Raw genomic sequence first — 17423 nt, forward strand, 5'->3', positions numbered from 1 at the left:
ATCTGCCTCAAATCTCATAATTTTCTTGTGTATCTCAGGAAATTATCAAATGAGTCATATTCTTTACAGCTTTTTACTTGCAACAATGGAAATATGATACAAATGTTCATGAGTAATAGCAGCCAAAGCTGAAACACCGCCTCATACAGCCAAACTATAAAATTTGCAAATTGTTATTCTTTGTAAATTAAATAGATAATCTATTGACTTTTGGACAAAGGCTTTGAAGTTAAAAGGCAGTTAAGGCAGGAATTCCAGCAATATTTCCGCAAGTTTGAATTATTGTTAAAATATCTCCAACTATCTCCAACAAAGTACAAGTGAAGACTCTATAATTCAACGAGAAACAACAATCCACATCGGTCTTCATCGCAGCTTCAGTAAAATTCTGGATTTTGCGGTAATGGTTAATTTTGTGGTATTCATGATTCCTCATTCCTTATCTAGAGAGGAGGTCGAATGACAATAAGTCCTCCGGAGCGAGAGGAAAAAAAGGCAAGAGTAATCGTCGATAATGACCCAGTTCCAACCTCATTCGAGAAATGGGCGCAACCTGGACACTTCGACAGATCCTTAGCCAGAGGCCCCAAAACCACCACATGGATTTGGAACCTGCACGCACTCGCCCATGATTTTGATACACATACAAGCGATTTAGAAGATATATCCCGCAAGATATTCTCAGCCCACTTCGGCCACTTAGCCGTAATAATGGTTTGGTTGAGCGGGATGATTTTCCACGGCGCGAAGTTTTCTAACTACGAAGCTTGGTTAAGCGACCCGTTGAACGTTAGACCAAGTGCTCAAGTCGTTTGGCCCATTGTTGGACAAGACATTTTAAACGGTGATGTTGGCGGTGGTTTCCACGGTATTCAAATCACCTCTGGTTTGTTCCAAGTATGGCGTGGCTGGGGTATCACAAACTCCTTCCAGCTTTACTGCACTGCGATTGGTGGCTTGGTATTAGCAGGCTTGTTATTATTTGCCGGCTGGTTCCATTACCACAAACGCGCTCCTAAACTGGAATGGTTCCAGAATGTGGAGTCAATGCTGAATCACCACCTGCAAATATTGCTAGGTTGTGGTTCCTTGGGATGGGCAGGTCACATAATTCACGTATCCGCACCGACCAACAAGCTTTTGGATGCAGGCGTTGCTCTCAAAGACATACCCTTGCCCCACGAGTTCATATTGAACAAAGACTTGTTGACCGAGCTGTATCCCAGCTTTGCTGCTGGTTTAGCACCTTTCTTCACCTTGAACTGGGGTCAGTATGCTGACTTCCTCACCTTCAAGGGCGGTCTAAACCCAGTAACAGGCGGCTTGTGGATGACTGACATTGCTCATCACCACTTAGCGATCGCAGTTATCTTTATCATTGCTGGTCACCAGTACCGTACCAACTGGGGTATTGGTCACAGCATTAAAGAGATTCTGGAAAACCATAAAGGGCCTTTCACCGGTGAAGGTCACAAAGGTCTCTACGAAAACCTGACCTCATCCTGGCACGCTCAGTTGGCTACTAACCTAGCTTTCTTGGGTTCGCTGACCATCATCATCGCGCATCACATGTACGCGATGCCCCCTTATCCATATTTGGCAACTGATTATGCTACACAGTTGTGCATTTTCACCCACCACATGTGGATTGGTGCATTCTGCATAGTCGGCGGTGCGGCTCACGCTGCCATATTCATGGTGCGGGATTACGATCCAGTTGTGAACCAAAACAACTTGCTGGATCGGGTGCTTCGTCACCGAGATGCGATTATTTCTCACCTTAACTGGGTGTGTATCTTCCTCGGCTTCCATAGCTTTGGACTTTACATTCACAACGATACAATGCGTGCCTTGGGACGTCCCCAAGACATGTTCTCTGATACGGCAATACAGTTGCAGCCAGTGTTTGCCCAGTGGGTACAAAATATCCACACCCTAGCTCCTGGTGGCACTGCTCCCAATGCGCTAGAACCCGTTAGCTATGCTTTCGGCGGTGGGATTTTGGCTGTAGGCGGTAAAGTTGCGATGATGCCCATTGCTTTGGGTACGGCGGACTTCTTAATCCACCATATTCACGCATTCCAAATCCACGTTACTGTCCTAATTCTGCTCAAAGGTGTACTGTTTGCCCGTAGCTCTCGTCTGATTCCAGACAAAGCAAACTTGGGCTTCCGCTTCCCCTGCGATGGTCCTGGTCGTGGCGGTACTTGTCAAGTATCTGGTTGGGACCATGTGTTCCTCGGACTATTCTGGATGTACAACACAATATCCATTGCAATTTTCCACTTCAGCTGGAAGATGCAATCAGATGTCTGGGGAACCGTAGATGCAGATGGTGCTGTGACTCACATCACCGGTGGTAACTTTGCCCAAAGCGCCATCACCATCAACGGTTGGTTGCGAGACTTCTTGTGGGCGCAAGCTACGCAAGTCATCAACTCATACGGCAGTGCGCTATCTGCTTATGGACTCATGTTCTTAGGCGCTCACTTTGTTTGGGCATTCAGCTTGATGTTCCTGTTCAGTGGTCGCGGCTACTGGCAAGAACTGATTGAGTCCATTGTTTGGGCGCATAACAAACTGAAGGTAGCACCATCCATTCAGCCTCGCGCTTTGAGCATTATTCAGGGTCGGGCTGTAGGGGTAGCTCACTACCTCTTAGGAGGAATTGCCACAACTTGGGCGTTCTTCCATGCACACATCCTTTCAGTAGGGTAGCAATCAGTTATGGAGTGCTGAGTGCTGAGTGCTAAGTGCTGAGAAAAAACTCGGAACTTAGAACTCAAAACTCAGGACTCTAGAGGCTGGTATTTGATGGCTAAAGGTCAGAGGATTTATTAAACCTATGGCGACGAAATTTCCGAAATTTAGCCAGGATCTCGCACAGGACCCGACGACTCGTCGGATATGGTATGCGATCGCTACAGGCAACGATTTTGAAACCCATGATGGCATGACGGAAGAAAATCTTTACCAAAAGATTTTCGCAACTCACTTCGGTCACTTGGCAATCATCTTCCTGTGGGCATCCAGCCTCCTGTTCCACGTAGCCTGGCAAGGTAACTTTGAACAGTGGATTAAAGATCCCCTTCATATCCGTCCCATCGCCCACGCGATTTGGGACCCTCACTTTGGTAAACCAGCGATCGAAGCTTTTACTCAAGCTGGCGCTAGCAATCCGGTAAACATTACCTACTCTGGTCTCTACCACTGGTGGTATACCATCGGTATGCGGAATAACAGCGAATTGTACAACGGTTCAGTTTTCTTGCTATTATTCGCTGCTGTATTGCTATTTGCTGGCTGGCTGCACTTGCAGCCCAAGTACCGTCCTAGCTTGGCATGGTTTAAGAGTGCGGAACATCGCCTAAACCACCACTTAGCAGGTTTGTTTGGTGTTAGTTCTTTGGCTTGGGCTGGTCACTTAATTCACGTTGCTATCCCCGAAGCTCGCGGACAGCACGTAGGTTGGGATAACTTCCTGAATACCCCACCCCACCCAGCAGGTTTGACACCATTCTTTACAGGCAACTGGGGTGTTTACTCTCAAAACCCTGATACTCCTGGACATATATTCGGGACATCGCAAGGTGCAGGAACTGCAATTCTGAGTTTCTTGGGTGGTTTCCATCCCCAGACAGAAGCTTTGTGGCTGACTGACATAGCTCATCACCATCTAGCGATCGCAGTTCTATTCATCGTTGCTGGTCACATGTACCGGACAAACTTTGGGATTGGTCACAGTCTCAAAGAAGCCTTGAATGCCAAGAATTTCTTCGGTATTCCTGTTGAAGGGCCGTTTAACCTACCTCACCAAGGTATTTACGACACCTATAACAACTCCCTGCACTTCCAATTGGGATGGCACTTAGCAGCGTTAGGTGTTGTCACTTCCCTGGTAGCGCAGCACATGTACTCCATGCCTTCCTACGCATTTATTGCGAAGGATTACACAACCCAGGCAGCGTTGTATACGCATCACCAGTATATTGCTGGATTCCTGATGCTTGGTGCTTTTGCTCACGGAGCAATATTCTGGGTACGTGATTACGACCCAGAACAAAACAAAGGCAACGTCCTTGAGCGCGTGTTGAAGCACAAAGAAGCGATTATCTCCCACCTTAGCTGGGTATCCCTTTTCTTAGGCTTCCACACCCTCAGCTTGTATGTTCACAACGATGTAGTGGTTGCTTTCGGTACTCCTGAAAAGCAAATCCTGATTGAGCCAGTGTTTGCTCAATTCGTCCAAGCTGCTAACGGTAAAGTACTGTACGGTTTAGACACCTTACTATCTAACCCAGATAGTATTGCTTACACAGCATGGCCCAACTACGCTAACGTTTGGTTGCCAGGCTGGTTAGATGCCATCAATGCTGGTACTAACTCCCTGTTCTTGACAATTGGCCCTGGCGACTTCTTGGTACACCATGCGATCGCTTTAGGTCTGCACACCACCACCTTGATCTTGGTCAAAGGTGCTTTGGATGCCCGTGGTTCTAAGCTGATGCCCGATAAAAAGGACTTCGGCTATGCCTTCCCTTGCGATGGCCCCGGTCGTGGCGGTACTTGCGACATCTCAGCTTGGGATTCCTTCTATTTAGCTGCATTCTGGATGCTTAATACCCTTGGCTGGGTTACTTTCTACTGGCATTGGAAGCATCTAGGTGTTTGGCAAGGCAACGTAGCTCAGTTCAATGAGAACTCTACATATCTCATGGGCTGGTTCCGCGATTACCTTTGGGCTAACTCTGCTCAGTTGATTAACGGTTACAACCCTTACGGCGTGAATAACCTATCTGTCTGGGCTTGGATGTTCTTGTTTGGACATTTAGTTTGGGCTACTGGCTTCATGTTCTTAATCTCCTGGAGAGGTTACTGGCAAGAGTTGATTGAAACCCTTGTTTGGGCACACGAACGTACTCCTCTAGCTAACCTAGTTCGCTGGAAAGATAAGCCCGTGGCTCTGTCAATCGTTCAAGGTCGTGTAGTTGGTCTAGCTCACTTCACTGTTGGCTATGTCTTGACTTACGCTGCATTCTTGATTGCTTCTACTGCTGGTAAGTTCGGTTAACTGAGCTGCGAGTTTTGTAGATAAGTAATAAAAATCCCCTGCCGCAAGGTGGGGGATTTTTTTGTATTTTCACTTTAGATTAATTTTTCTACTTTTTTAATAACCTTAAAGCATAGACCTCTTGGCATTTGTGCTTTTTGCAAGAAAGGGAAAAGGGTAAAGGTTAAAGGGGAAAAAAACGAGCGAAAATCGGCAGATGGCTTGTGAAATCACAGAACAATTAGCGATCGCTATTCAACAATCTCACGGGCTGCAACTAAACGTCAAGTTCAAGGTCTAGAATTGCGCTTTCAAACCCTGCTTAATCAATTAAACTTAGGAGTTTATCGTCTGACAGAAGATGATGTTTTCTTAGAAAGTAATGGTGCATTTCTACATCTACTGGGTATAAATTCCTTGACTAAAATTCCAGAAAGCCACACCCTTGCACCTTATTTTCAGGCAGAAAATTATGCCAAACTTTTGCAACAACTTAAGCAAACTGGAGATTCACGTGAACACGAAGTACTTTTACAGCGAGCAGATGACAATGAAATTTGGGTGCGGATTAGTCAGACTTTGACCACTAACAATAATATTACGGTAATTGATGGCATCATTGAGGACATTACGACACGTAAGCAGACAGAGCAAGAGCGCGAACAACTGCTACAACGGGAACAAGCTGCACGGGCAGAGTCAGAAGCAGCTAACCGAATCAAAGATGAATTTTTAAGTATCTTATCTCATGAGTTGCGATCGCCACTTAATCCTATACTCGGTTGGTGTAGGCTACTTACTAACCACCAATTAAATTAGTCAAAGAGAGCTGAAGCTGTAGTCATTATTGAGCGCAATGCAAAATTGTTGTCTCAGATGATAGAAGACCTTTTAAATATTTCTCAAATTCTGCAAGGTAAACTCAGCCTGAATATTTACTCTGTAGATTTAGTATCTATAATTTCGTTAGTGCTAGAGAGTGTTCAGTTAACAGCCCAAGCTAAAAACATTCAATTGCACAGTGTTTTAACACCGAATGTATGCCTTATTTTGGGAGATTCCACTCGTTTACAGCAAGTATTTTGGAATTTACTATTTAATGCTATCAAGTTCACACCTGCTGGCGGTCGTGTAGAAATTCGTTTAAAGCAAGTTGATACACAAGCCGAAATCCAAATCACGGACACAGGTCAAGGAATTAGCCACGACTTTTTACCTTACGTGTTTGATAAATTCCGTCAAGCAGATAGCAAGACTACTAGAAAATTTGGTGGATTGGGAATGGGGCTGGCAATTGTCAAACATCTGGTAGAGTTGCATGGTGGTCAAGTCTGGGCAGAAAGCCTTGGTGAAGGACAAGGTAGTATTTTTACCGTCAGACTGCCATTAATGGCAACGCAGACTCAAACAAATACAAACATTAAACAGTTTGATAATCACCTAATTTTAACTGGTATCCGAGTCTTAGTGGTAGATGACGAAGTTGATTCTAAGGAATTAGCTGATTTTATCCTTTAAGAGTATGGAGCAGAAGTAATAGCTGTAGGATCGCCATTTGAAGTTGTTCCAACTTTGCTGAGTTTTCAGCCGGATGTATTAGTCTTAGATATTGGAATGCCCGATATGGATGGCTATATGTTGCTGCAACAAATTAGAAGTTTGCCACCAGAGCAAGGAGGGCAAATTCCAGCGATCGCACTGACAGCTTATGCTGGAAAATTAGACCAGCAACAAGCAATCTCAGCAGGGTTTCAAGCACACTTACCCAAGCCAGTAGATATTGCCCAATTAGTAGAAGTTATTGCCAAACTTATAAAGCCAACCTAATAGCATCTGAACTCCCAAAAGCCAATACTCTAAAATAAAATATCCTCTGCGTTACTTTGCGCTTTTCTCTGTGTTCCGTCTGCTTTAAAAAAAATAATTTTTCAAATTAAATATTTTTCCAATCTCAAGATAAGTTATAACTAAAAAGCCCAGATAACTTTATAATCTTGCAAGAAAAACCAATAACTTCACCAAAAGAAATAACTTTTAATCCTTCTTATACCCAACAGAACGGAGCAGCCTATTTAGGTGATAGCCTTAAACTTATTGAATTCATTAATGATAATAGTATTAACTTAATTATCACATCACCTCCATTTGCTCTGACACGAAAAAAAGAATATGGTAACGAAACTGCTGAAAAATATATCGAGTGGTTTCTACCTTTTGCCTATCAATTTAAAAGAGTACTAGCAGATAATGGCTCATTCGTACTAGATTTAGGTGGAGCTTACCTACCTGGTAATCCCGTGCGGAGTATCTACCAATACGAACTTTTAGTCAGATTATGTAAGGAAGTAGGTTTCTTTCTTGCTCAAGAATTTTACCACTATAACCCGGCTCGACTGCCAACCCCTGCTGAGTGGGTAACAATCAGGCGGATTCGTGTAAAAGATTCTGTAAATACAGTTTGGTGGTTGTCTAAGACACCCAATCCTAAAGCAGATAACAGAAAAGTTTTAAAGCCCTATAGCCAAAGTATGAAACAATTACTCAAAAATGGCTATAAGGCTAAAATACGTCCTAGTGGACATGATATTTCGGATAAATTCCAAAAGGATAACCAAGGTGCAATTCCACCAAATCTACTAGAAATTGCTAATACTGAATCGAATAGTGCTTATTTACGACGCTGTAAAGCAGCAGAAATTAGACCCCATCCAGCACGTTTTCCTCAAGGATTCGCCGAGTTCTTCATCAAATTCTTAACTGATGAAGGTGATATAGTTTTAGATCCATTCGCAGGTTCTAACACAAGCGGGTTTGTGGCTGAAACTCTGCAACGCCGATGGATATCTTTTGAAATTAACGAGGATTATGTAATGGGAAGCCGTTATCGTTTTACTTAATGAAGATATTAAGTAAATATTTAGGACTGAACAGTTAAAATCTACAACTCATAACTACTTAAATTTCTCCATTCACTTGCATTTGATGAACTTGGTCTGCTAACTCTTGACGACCTGAATCATCTAGTTTGTCAATTGCTAACATTCCCATGAGAATCACTTCTTTCAGGGTTAAACGTGTTGAATGTGCCTGTTTTTGCACAATCTCTTTAATAATGGGACTCACACCAATCGCTGTACTAGCTCTAGCCACGGAATAAAAGAAAAACACTAATGATTAAGCCTAAATCTTAGCACCTTCCATGAAGTTATTTTCTGTAGCTAAAACTTAATTTAAATGTGTTTCAACTCATACTTCAATAAGTAAACATTAATTTTAAATTAGCTATGTAGAGAATAAGCTTCTGAGTGCAGGGTACTGTCCCACAATTGGACAATTTATATCAAAATCTTAATTATCGCATTAAAGGTAAGAGCCTACTTTTGAATGAAAATAAATTTAACTTTTATTATCCCAGAATAACGGGTATAGTGTCTAACAGTACTAAAAATAACTCTAGAGCTATCCCAAACCTTTTTGAGGGTCTAGGGGCATAACTTCTAACTGTGCTGTAAATTACCTAAAATGGTCATAAACTTATTTAAGTATCGATCCTTGTCTGATGCTAGCTATTGAATCTTTAATCTAAACTAATTCTAGATTAGAGAACTGATGTATTTGCAACACTCAATTTCATCTGATAAATTGAAAAACTATCCTTTTAGTTCTAGTAAAATATCATGCGATCGCCACAACTGGCTGACATTTTTAAATCTGAAATCAAATGGTTATTTATTATGTTAGTAATAGCAAAGGGTAAAACCTCTGGACTGAGATACTCCTACTAATTGCCAAGTTTGTAAACACTTGCAATATTTATACCAACTGAGTTATAAAAAATAGTCGGTTTGTAAAAATAGGGCTTTCAGTACAACTCTCCTCACAAATAAAATTTGTATACCACCAGGAAAACCGTAATTTAAAGAGATCGTGAATTCTCAAATATAATCTCGTTAACAGGCTTTACAGAACTATACAGTTTAAATAAGAATAATAACTTAACCGAAGTAAAATTTTCCTGAATACAGGCAACTAATGCTGTGAGATGGAAAAGCAGTGAGTAGAGGAGAGACAAAGCAAATGAGGGACCCTTATCTGTTGGCAGCAGGCTTGTTAACAGTATTAGCAATACCAGCATTGGCTCTTCCACATTTGTCGATTATCTTGCCAGAAAATTCTAGACCCTTGTGGAATTTAAAACAGGGTTCCCAGGCAATAGTCAGTGCAAAAATTATCAATAGCGTTGATATCTCCTTACCAGAACTCAGCGGCCAAGGGTTCCAACCCCTAAAAAGTTTGCAACCAACAGCAGGTGAGAAAAACATTAAGAGTTTACCAGAAATCAGTAGTCAGGAATTACCAGCTCCAACAGAGTCATCACTCAACCCCAGTTCCCAAGCAACTGGTTTATCATTAACATCTGGGAATCAACTTTACTACCAAAGATTGGCGGCTCTGAAAACAGGTCAGATTTATACGCGCGTAGATAGTGATAATTTGCAATCATTGTGGGAGTCGATCAAAAAACGTCAATTAACTTATGATGACTGGAAAAGTTTATTAGCTTTAGAAGCTAGAGCGATCGCTCAAGGTCAAGGTGCAAATCATCTAAGTATCTTAGTTGGCGATTCTTTGAGCATGTGGTTTCCTAGAGAAAAACTACCTACTGGTAAACTATGGCTGAATCAAGGCATATCTGGAGATACTTCCAGTGGCGTTTTAAAAAGATTGGGGGCATTTTCGGCAACACGGCCGGATGTGATTTACGTCATGGCTGGGATTAACGACTTACGAAAAGGCGCTAGTGATGACACAATTTTGCGTAATTATCGCCGAATTGTCCGTCGCTTACGGCAGGCTCACCCAAAAACTCAAATTATTGTCGAATCAATTTTGCCTACTCGCCTAGCAAAACTTTCCAATAGCCGCATTCGTCACATCAACACACAACTAACCCAGATTGCCAAACAAGAAGGTGCTAATTATCTAAATATTTATAGCTGGTTTACGGATATGGAAGGCAATTTGCGCCCAGAGTTGACCACAGATGGGTTACACCTGTCTCAAGAGGGTTATGATGTGTGGCGATTGGCACTACAACAGATAGAATACAAGCTAACTCAGCGTGAGAAATGAGCGATCATCGTGCCAAGACTTGGAGCGATGTCTACGACGGGCTGCGCCTACGCAATTTTTAGATTTATGGAAGTTACTGATAACGATGCCATCACCATACGTTCTCTAATTGAACATCAATTGGCAGCTTTTCAAAAAGATGATGCCCAAGGTGCTTTTGCTTACGCTAGTCCGGCAATTCAGGCGCAATTTGGAACCCCAGAATATTTTATCCAAATGGTAAAGATAAGTTATCCAGCAGTATACCGTCCTCGTTCTGTCTTTTTTGAGAAGATAACAACGATTCAGGGAAACATAACTCAGCCAGTGTTACTACTAGCTCCTGATGGAGTTCCCTTGAGGGCTTTATATTTTATGGAAAAACAGCCAGATAATACCTGGAAGATTAACGGTTGCTTTCTAGTTTCCGTAGAAAACAAATAAGTATAAATTATATCTTCATACAACCAAAATATTATAATTTAACGCCCAAGGCTTCTCGATTCAAAATCTGATTTAACTTACCGCTACGATAACCTTCTAAATCCAGGGTTACGTAAAGAAATCCGAAATCCTGAAATACAGAAACCACTTTTTGTAAATCTGTAGTTAAGACAAACTCTTTAATTTGTTCTGGTAGTAATTCAATGCGTGCTGTATCTCCTTCTGATCGCACGCGCAAATTCTGCCAACCTAGCTTTCTTAAGAAAATTTCTGCTCTACCAACTCGTTGTAATTTAGCTACAGTAATCTCTTCACCATAAGGAAAGCGGGAACTGAGGCAAGGTTGAGCGGGTTTATCCCACCAAGGTAAACCGAGTTGTTGCGAAAGTTGTCTAACTTCAACCTTGCTAAGACCAACTTCTGCTAAAGGCGATCGCGCACCTCTTTCTTTCGCCGCCTGAATTCCTGGGCGATAATCATGCAAATCATCGGCATTTACCCCATCCACCACGTAGGGATAACCTAACTCTAAAGCCAAAGGTTTGAGAGTGTCGTGCAATTCACTTTTGCAAAAATAACAACGATTAACCGGGTTAGAGGTGTAATTAGGATTTTCCATCTCGTGAGTCTGGACGATTTTATGAGGAATCCCAATAGCTGCGGCTTGAATTTTGGCATCTTCCAACTCTTCTGGTAAAAGTGAAGGAGAAACAGCCGTCACAGCTAAAGCGCGATCGCCCAACGCATCATAAGCAATTTTGGCAACCAAAGTACTATCAACGCCCCCAGAGTAGGCAATCAACGCCTGCTCCATTTCTTGAAATAAGGCTTTTAATTGCTCAAATTTTTCTGTCAGCATCATTTCCCAATCCTGCCCAAACCCTATAGCACCCAACAGTTTCTATTGTAGTCATTTCCCTTTGCTACTCTACTGCCCTAATTTTCCTGTTGTTGGTGGTTTGCTGTATTTAGCTATCAGACTGGCTAAAAGTGGTAAATCAATTGGTTTAGAAATATAGTCATTTACTCCAGATGCTAGACAAGTTTCGCGATCGCCTTTCATTGCCATTGCTGTTTGAACAATTACCGGAATCGCCCGATATTGCTGATTTTCTCGCAGTTGCTGTACCAACTTAAGACCATTTCCATCTGCCAGATGAACATCCATCAAAATCACCACTGGGTCTAACTGTGGTAAAGCTTCCCACATCTCGGCAGCATTCTTAACCCAAGTCACCTGATATCCCAATTTACGTAGATAAATTTGCATCAAATGAGCGTTGGGTAAGTCATTTTCGACCAGCAAAATATCTACAGAAGAATTAGTAGTCAAAGGCAAAGGAGATAAGGAGGATTTTTCTTCTCCTGCTTCCTCTGCTTCCCCTGCCTCCCCTGCTCCCTCATCTTGCTTAAAGGGAAGTATAAGGGTAAAACGGGAACCGCAATTTACTTCAGATTCCACTTTCACAGAACCACCATGAATTTGGGCGAGTTTTTGAGTTACTGCTAAACCCAAACCAGTACCTTCACCACCAGCGACAGCCTTGGCAATTTGGAAATAGGGTTCAAACAGTTGAGCTTGGTCTTCTTGAGAAATGCCAGTACCAGTATCCCAAACTGTAAAATACACAAATAGACCTTTGGGAACAACCTCTAAGCCAACACTTCCTTGGCTGGTGAATTTTAGGGCATTGAAGAGTAAATTCAACAGCATTTGCTTGAGCCGCAAGGGGTCAGCTACTAGGGTTGTGATATTGGGGTCAAGTTTTAAACGGAGTTTCAAACCCTTATTAGCAGCTTTCTCTTTCACCAGTGCGAAAACATTTCTACATAGCATTGGCACATCAATAGTTTCCCACTGCACTTCCATCTGATTTGCTTCAATTTTAGAGAGATCCAAAATATCATTAATCAGAGCTAGCAAGTGCTTGCCGCTAGACCGAATGATATTTAAATACTCTTGCTGGCGTTCTTGAGTTGGTTCAAATCCTGGGGTTAAAAGGAAGTCGGTGAACCCAATAATAGAACTAAGGGGTGTGCGAATTTCGTGGCTGGTGTTTGCCAAAAACTGATTTTTGAGTTGATTGGTGCGCTCCAATTCTTGATTAGAGTTATTTAACTCTTGATGCCGTTGCTGCCAAGATAGAATGTGTCTAAGTTGTACCAAGGCTGTTGTACAATGCTTGGCACACCTTGCCATCAATTGGGATCTGAGTTGAGCAAATGATTTTATCAGCGAATCACGAGCAGAGTTTAGGGGTGCGGCGGCGATAATTAGCCAACCCATGACGTTGCCAGAATCATCAGCTAACCGCCAAGCGCTCGGTGGTTGTTGATTTTCAAGCTGCTGCAAATCTTCGAGTTCTATGACCTCTTGTAATCTCAACAGCAGCTTTTTTTCTGCTGTCAGCAATTCTAGAAATAAAGGTTGTGAGTTTGAGGGCAGAGAAGACGAAACATAGCAAACTGTGGCAACAGTTGCTTGTGGTTCAAACAAAGCAATGCCTACGGCACAATCTGTAACCGCCAAATTACTGCTGTTCACAGCACTGTTAATCTCGTGAACTACAGTTTGGAGAATTTTTGCTTCTGCGTCTCCTGCCTGTGAGACAGTGTTACAAGCAGAAAGTAGGCAATCACTAAGGCAACTTTGCAACTGGTTCAAGCTGCTCTCCAGCCATAACTTGGCGCGAAGTTGCTCAATTGTTGTCAAAGGTTTTGGCCTTACATCTATCTGTGAGTTATGGTCTGGTAAGCTTGAGTACTGCTGCATGGTCAACTAGACCGTTGAACTAGTTTAGCTTCGCATAAGAATCCGAAAAGGATTCTATGTATATTAACTGACAATTCTTTTTTATTTATAAACCATAACTTATGTTGTTATAAACCATAACTTATGATGTTAAATTTAGCATCTCTTGTAAAAAAATTATTATACGAACCACTGACGTAAAATTTTTTAAAGCAACGTAAGGCTTATGGACACACAATTCGCCCAATTAATCGTTAATGGGATTGCGGTGGGGAGCATTATTGCTCTAGCAGCAGTCGGACTCACTCTTACCTACGGAATTTTACGGCTATCTAACTTTGCTCATGGTGATTTTCTCACTCTTGGAGCCTATCTGACATGGCTGATAAACACTATTGGAGTCAATATTTGGCTGTCAATGATCCTGGCGGCGGTGGGAACTGTAGCAGCAATGCTGTTATCGGAAAAGTTACTATGGTCAAAGATGCGCTTTATCCGTGCTACTTCCACTACGCTGATTATTATTTCTATCGGACTTGCCTTATTTCTTCGCAACGGCATTATTTTTATCTGGGGTGGCAAGAACCAAAATTATAATTTACCTGTTACACCAGCATTAGACATTGCGGGTTTAAAAGTGCCGCAAAATCAATTATTGGTATTGGGTTTGGCGGTGTTAGCAATTTTGGCACTGCATTACCTGTTGCAAAATACCAAAATTGGGAAAGCGATGCGAGCAGTTGCTGACGATCTAGACTTAGCTAGGGTCTCCGGTATTAATGTTGACCGTGTAATTTTATGGACTTGGGTAATTGCTGGCAGTCTTACATCCTTGGGCGGCAGTATGTATGGATTGATTACAGCCGTTCGACCGAATATGGGATGGTTCTTAATTTTACCATTATTTGCTTCAGTAATTCTTGGTGGGATTGGCAACCCTTACGGTGCGATCGCAGCAGCTTTTATCATTGGTATCGTCCAGGAAATCAGCACTCCTTGGCTGGGTTCGCAGTATAAACAGGGTGTAGCCCTGTTCATCATGATTTTGGTGCTGCTCATTCGTCCCAAAGGTTTATTCAAAGGAACGATTTGAGCAGCACCATTCCACTTCTAATTATTCAATAATGTGGAAATACCAGGCTGCTACCAGGAAATTGATAGCTAACAAGAACAGTGCCCAGCCTGTGCGATAGGCGTAGGGAGGTTTAGCTCCACTGTCGGCAACTGGTAAATCTTTGTTTTTAGCAGTCATAATGCGATTCTCCTTATGTCATGACTTTTTAAGAAATACCAAACTGGTGTACCAAATATTCAAATTCTTTAAGAATATTTGTGTGAAGTTAAGAATTGGGCATTGGGAATTGGGAATTAGGCATTGGGCATTGGTTATTTCTTCCCCTGCCTCCCCTGCTCCCCCTGCTCCCTCATCCCCAACTCCCCACTCCCTCCTCTCCAGCATGATAGGAACTGCGAACCAGAGGCCCAGAACGAACATGGTTGAATCCCATTTCCCATGCTAATCTGCCGAGTCGATGGAATTCCTCTGGAGTCCAATATTTTTGGACTGGCAGATGTTCTAAAGATGGGCGCATATACTGCCCCATAGTCAAGCGATCGCACCCCACAGCCCTTAGATCAGCCATTGCTTCAACGACTTCATCAAGTGTTTCTCCATGTCCCAGCATCAAACCTGATTTGGTGGGAATTGTCGGATCGATTTCTTTGACCATAGCTAGTACCGAAAGGGAGCGATCGTATTTGGCTCCCCGGCGCACTGGCCCAGTTAACCGTTTTACTGTCTCGATATTGTGATTGAAACAAGCTGGTTTGGCTTTTACAATCATGGCTATTCGCTGGCGTTGACCTGATTCCCCAACACCAGCACCACCCCAAAAATCAGGGGTCAGCACTTCAATTTGAGTCTCTGGGTTCAATTGGCGGATAGTCGCGATCGTCTCCACAAAGTGCCCTGCACCCTGATCGGGCAAGTCATCACGGGCTACAGAAGTCAGCACTACATAACGCAATCCCAAAAGCTGCACCGCTTGGGCTACCTTTTGAGGTTCCTCTAAATCAAGAGGCATCGGTGCATGACCTTTATCTACTTGACAGAAAGCACAAGAGCGTGTACAAATAGGCCCCATCAGTAAAAAAGTTGCAGTTTTTTGGGCATAACACTCGCCCCGGTTGGGACAGCGCCCTTCTTCGCAAATCGTGTGAATTTGGCGCTGCTTAATAATACGTTGTACGGTAGAGATTTCACTGGCTTTGCCAATAGGACGACGTAACCAGCTAGGCATTGCCGTAATTTCAGACTTTAGTTCGGCTCGTTGTGACGAAATCATATAGTAGTCCGTTTTGATTTTGAAATTATTTGTTTAGCTAGGGAATAGGGAAGAAGCCTTTTTGGGGTGTACTGATTTTTTGTAAAAATCAAATACGAGTCCTATAGACATCTAAGCAAAATACGGATATAGGCTGATAGTCTGTTAATTAACAAATGATAGATAAGAATAGACACGAGGATGCTCTTCATCAAGTCCCCATGTCTCAGTATCAGCATGTCCCTTATCCCCTAGAACAGAGCCAGAGCCTTAAATATCACCATGACACAAATTGAAAATAGCAGAAGCAAAAGTTTTGCAAAATACCTCTAGGAATGTCATTTATACCGAAATATACTATCCCCCAATTGCTAAAAATTTTGTATATAGTGGGGGAATTCTCAATGACAATCGGCAAAGCCGCTATTTACACTTAAAGTTTCTGTTAGAGCAAACAGTCGTGGCAAGCAACAAGATTTTAGTTATCGATGACACTACAGTTGTCAGGGTAAAAGTACGAGAAATGTTGCCTCCGGGCAATTTTGAGGTACTGGAAGCAAAAGATGGTTTGGAAGGACTAAATTTCATTCTTCAGGAAAAACTCAGCCTGATTATGCTGGATTTCCTGTTGCCTAAAATGAGTGGCTGGGAAGTTTTCCAGAAAGTTCAAGCCGATCCTGAATTAAGAAAAATTCCTTTAGTGATCATGTCTGGTCGCAAGGAAGAGGTGACTGAGAAAATCACAGAACCCTTTGAATACTTTGAATTTCTGGGTAAGCCTTTTGATCAGAAGCAACTAATTAACGCAATTAAGTTAGCTATGACCAAGGCGAAACTGCCACGCCCAGAACTAGTACCAGTAGGAGCCGCTAGTGTCAAAAATGGCACAGTTGCAACTTCTGGTGTAACCACTGCTACAGCAACTCCTACTGCTGCAAATACTGCAATGCCTACGGCGGCAAGTAACGCAACTCCTACTGCTGCAAATACTGCGATGCCTACGGCGGCAAGCAACGCAACTCCTACTGCTGGAGGAGCCTCTGATGCAGAAATTAGTGCATTAAATGAGAAAATTGTCAAAATGCAAGCTGAAATCGATGGCTTGAAGAAACAGCTTACTCAGGTTGTGACCTTTATTAAACAAAAAATAAAGTAGCATTTGTACTCATTATTATTATCGCAGCTAAAAATACCCCGTTTATAATACGGGTGTCCGATTAAAAGCGGGTAAAAATAGTTAGTTCAAAAATACTTATGTTGACAAATCATCGTTGAAAACAAAATTCAAAAGCAGGAAAACATAACTAGCAATTATCTGCACTTCTAGAAATTTTGAATTTTGAATTCCCAGAACGCGAACAGCGTCTTGGTAGAAGAGGTTGACAGTCTAGAAAAGCAGCCCAATACCCACAAAACCTGCCGCAGTTTGCTCTTAATCTAAGAAGAACGGCAGGCTTTTTTTATTTGTAGGACTTACGCACTGTATAAATGCATCGTTATGTGAATTATGTGAATTAACGAGCTTGAGGTTATTTCAAGCTTTTCTGAATTATCACTGCGATGCCTACGGCGGTAAAGTACGTAAATAGACCATGCTGTATTTAGGTGTGTAGCTGCGAGAGTACGGCACTAAATCCTTACGAATGCTGCGTTAGGATGAAATCCATAAAGCACCCTACAGCACATAATTTTGTTAAAAAATCAAAGCATAATCACATAGTTCAATATGAAATATTTACTA

The 17423-nt window shown here is 42.3% G+C and carries 15 protein-coding genes; 10 read left to right on the forward strand and 5 right to left on the reverse strand.

Annotated elements, in window-relative coordinates; genetic code table 11:
• Positions 1-459: 459 nt before the first annotated feature.
• The 6 genes from psaA (at position 460) to RMZ43_RS24210 (ending at position 7947) form a co-directional block, all read left to right on the forward strand.
• Complete coding sequence (gene psaA, locus RMZ43_RS24185; protein WP_322649400.1) at positions 460-2718, forward strand: photosystem I core protein PsaA; 2259 nt, start codon at positions 460-462, stop codon at positions 2716-2718.
• Positions 2719-2845: 127 nt separating this feature from the next.
• Positions 2846-5071, forward strand: coding sequence for a photosystem I core protein PsaB (gene psaB / locus RMZ43_RS24190; protein WP_322649399.1), 2226 nt, complete (start codon positions 2846-2848; stop codon positions 5069-5071).
• A 282-nt stretch (positions 5072-5353) separates the two neighbouring features.
• Entirely contained in the window at positions 5354-5869 is a 516-nt protein-coding gene (locus tag RMZ43_RS24195) for a PAS domain S-box protein (protein WP_322653221.1), read from the forward strand.
• Positions 5870-5926: 57 nt separating this feature from the next.
• Complete coding sequence (locus RMZ43_RS24200) at positions 5927-6568, forward strand: sensor histidine kinase (RefSeq protein WP_322649397.1); 642 nt, start codon at positions 5927-5929, stop codon at positions 6566-6568.
• An 18-nt stretch (positions 6569-6586) separates the two neighbouring features.
• The gene (locus RMZ43_RS24205; RefSeq protein ID WP_322649438.1) at positions 6587-6877 is read left to right on the forward strand and encodes a response regulator; all 291 of its coding nucleotides are present in this window, start codon (positions 6587-6589) and stop codon (positions 6875-6877) included.
• A 167-nt stretch (positions 6878-7044) separates the two neighbouring features.
• Positions 7045-7947 carry a DNA-methyltransferase gene (locus RMZ43_RS24210; protein WP_322649396.1) on the forward strand — a complete coding sequence of 301 codons (903 nt, stop codon included), beginning with the start codon at positions 7045-7047 and terminating at the stop codon, positions 7945-7947.
• Between the two features lie 58 nt (positions 7948-8005).
• On the opposite strand, the gene RMZ43_RS24215 is transcribed toward RMZ43_RS24210, so the two are convergent.
• Positions 8006-8218, reverse strand: coding sequence for a hypothetical protein (locus RMZ43_RS24215; RefSeq protein WP_322649395.1), 213 nt, complete (start codon positions 8216-8218; stop codon positions 8006-8008).
• 909 nt (positions 8219-9127) lie between these two features.
• On the opposite strand from RMZ43_RS24215, the gene RMZ43_RS24220 reads away from it, so the two are divergent.
• Positions 9128-10183 (forward strand): SGNH/GDSL hydrolase family protein, encoded by a 1056-nt coding sequence (locus RMZ43_RS24220; RefSeq protein ID WP_322649394.1) that lies wholly within the window; start codon positions 9128-9130, stop codon positions 10181-10183.
• Positions 10184-10249: 66 nt separating this feature from the next.
• On the forward strand, positions 10250-10606 hold the full coding sequence (locus tag RMZ43_RS24225; protein WP_322649393.1) for a DUF4864 domain-containing protein: 357 nt from the start codon (positions 10250-10252) through the stop codon (positions 10604-10606).
• Between the two features lie 31 nt (positions 10607-10637).
• On the opposite strand, the gene larE is transcribed toward RMZ43_RS24225, so the two are convergent.
• On the reverse strand, positions 10638-11465 hold the full coding sequence (gene larE / locus RMZ43_RS24230; protein WP_322649437.1) for an ATP-dependent sacrificial sulfur transferase LarE: 828 nt from the start codon (positions 11463-11465) through the stop codon (positions 10638-10640).
• 69 nt (positions 11466-11534) lie between these two features.
• A complete protein-coding gene (gene hrmK / locus RMZ43_RS24235) occupies positions 11535-13379 on the reverse strand; it encodes a hybrid histidine kinase/response regulator HrmK (protein ID WP_322649392.1) in 1845 nt (614 codons plus the stop codon).
• A gap of 205 nt (positions 13380-13584) precedes the next feature.
• On the opposite strand from hrmK, the gene RMZ43_RS24240 reads away from it, so the two are divergent.
• Positions 13585-14451: a branched-chain amino acid ABC transporter permease gene (locus tag RMZ43_RS24240; RefSeq protein ID WP_322649391.1), complete on the forward strand. Its 867-nt coding sequence runs from the start codon at positions 13585-13587 to the stop codon at positions 14449-14451.
• Positions 14452-14472: 21 nt separating this feature from the next.
• Here RMZ43_RS24240 and RMZ43_RS24245 read toward each other — a convergent pair whose 3' ends face one another.
• Entirely contained in the window at positions 14473-14610 is a 138-nt protein-coding gene (locus RMZ43_RS24245) for a photosystem I protein PsaX (protein ID WP_322649390.1), read from the reverse strand.
• A 172-nt stretch (positions 14611-14782) separates the two neighbouring features.
• Positions 14783-15703: a lipoyl synthase gene (lipA, locus tag RMZ43_RS24250; RefSeq protein WP_322649389.1), complete on the reverse strand. Its 921-nt coding sequence runs from the start codon at positions 15701-15703 to the stop codon at positions 14783-14785.
• A 439-nt stretch (positions 15704-16142) separates the two neighbouring features.
• Here lipA and RMZ43_RS24255 point away from each other — a divergent pair, with 439 nt between their 5' ends.
• Complete coding sequence (locus RMZ43_RS24255) at positions 16143-16838, forward strand: response regulator (protein WP_322649436.1); 696 nt, start codon at positions 16143-16145, stop codon at positions 16836-16838.
• Positions 16839-17423 lie beyond the last annotated feature (585 nt).

Source organism: Nostoc sp. CmiVER01 (assembly GCF_034531135.2).
Lineage (GTDB): Bacteria > Cyanobacteriota > Cyanobacteriia > Cyanobacteriales > Nostocaceae > Nostoc.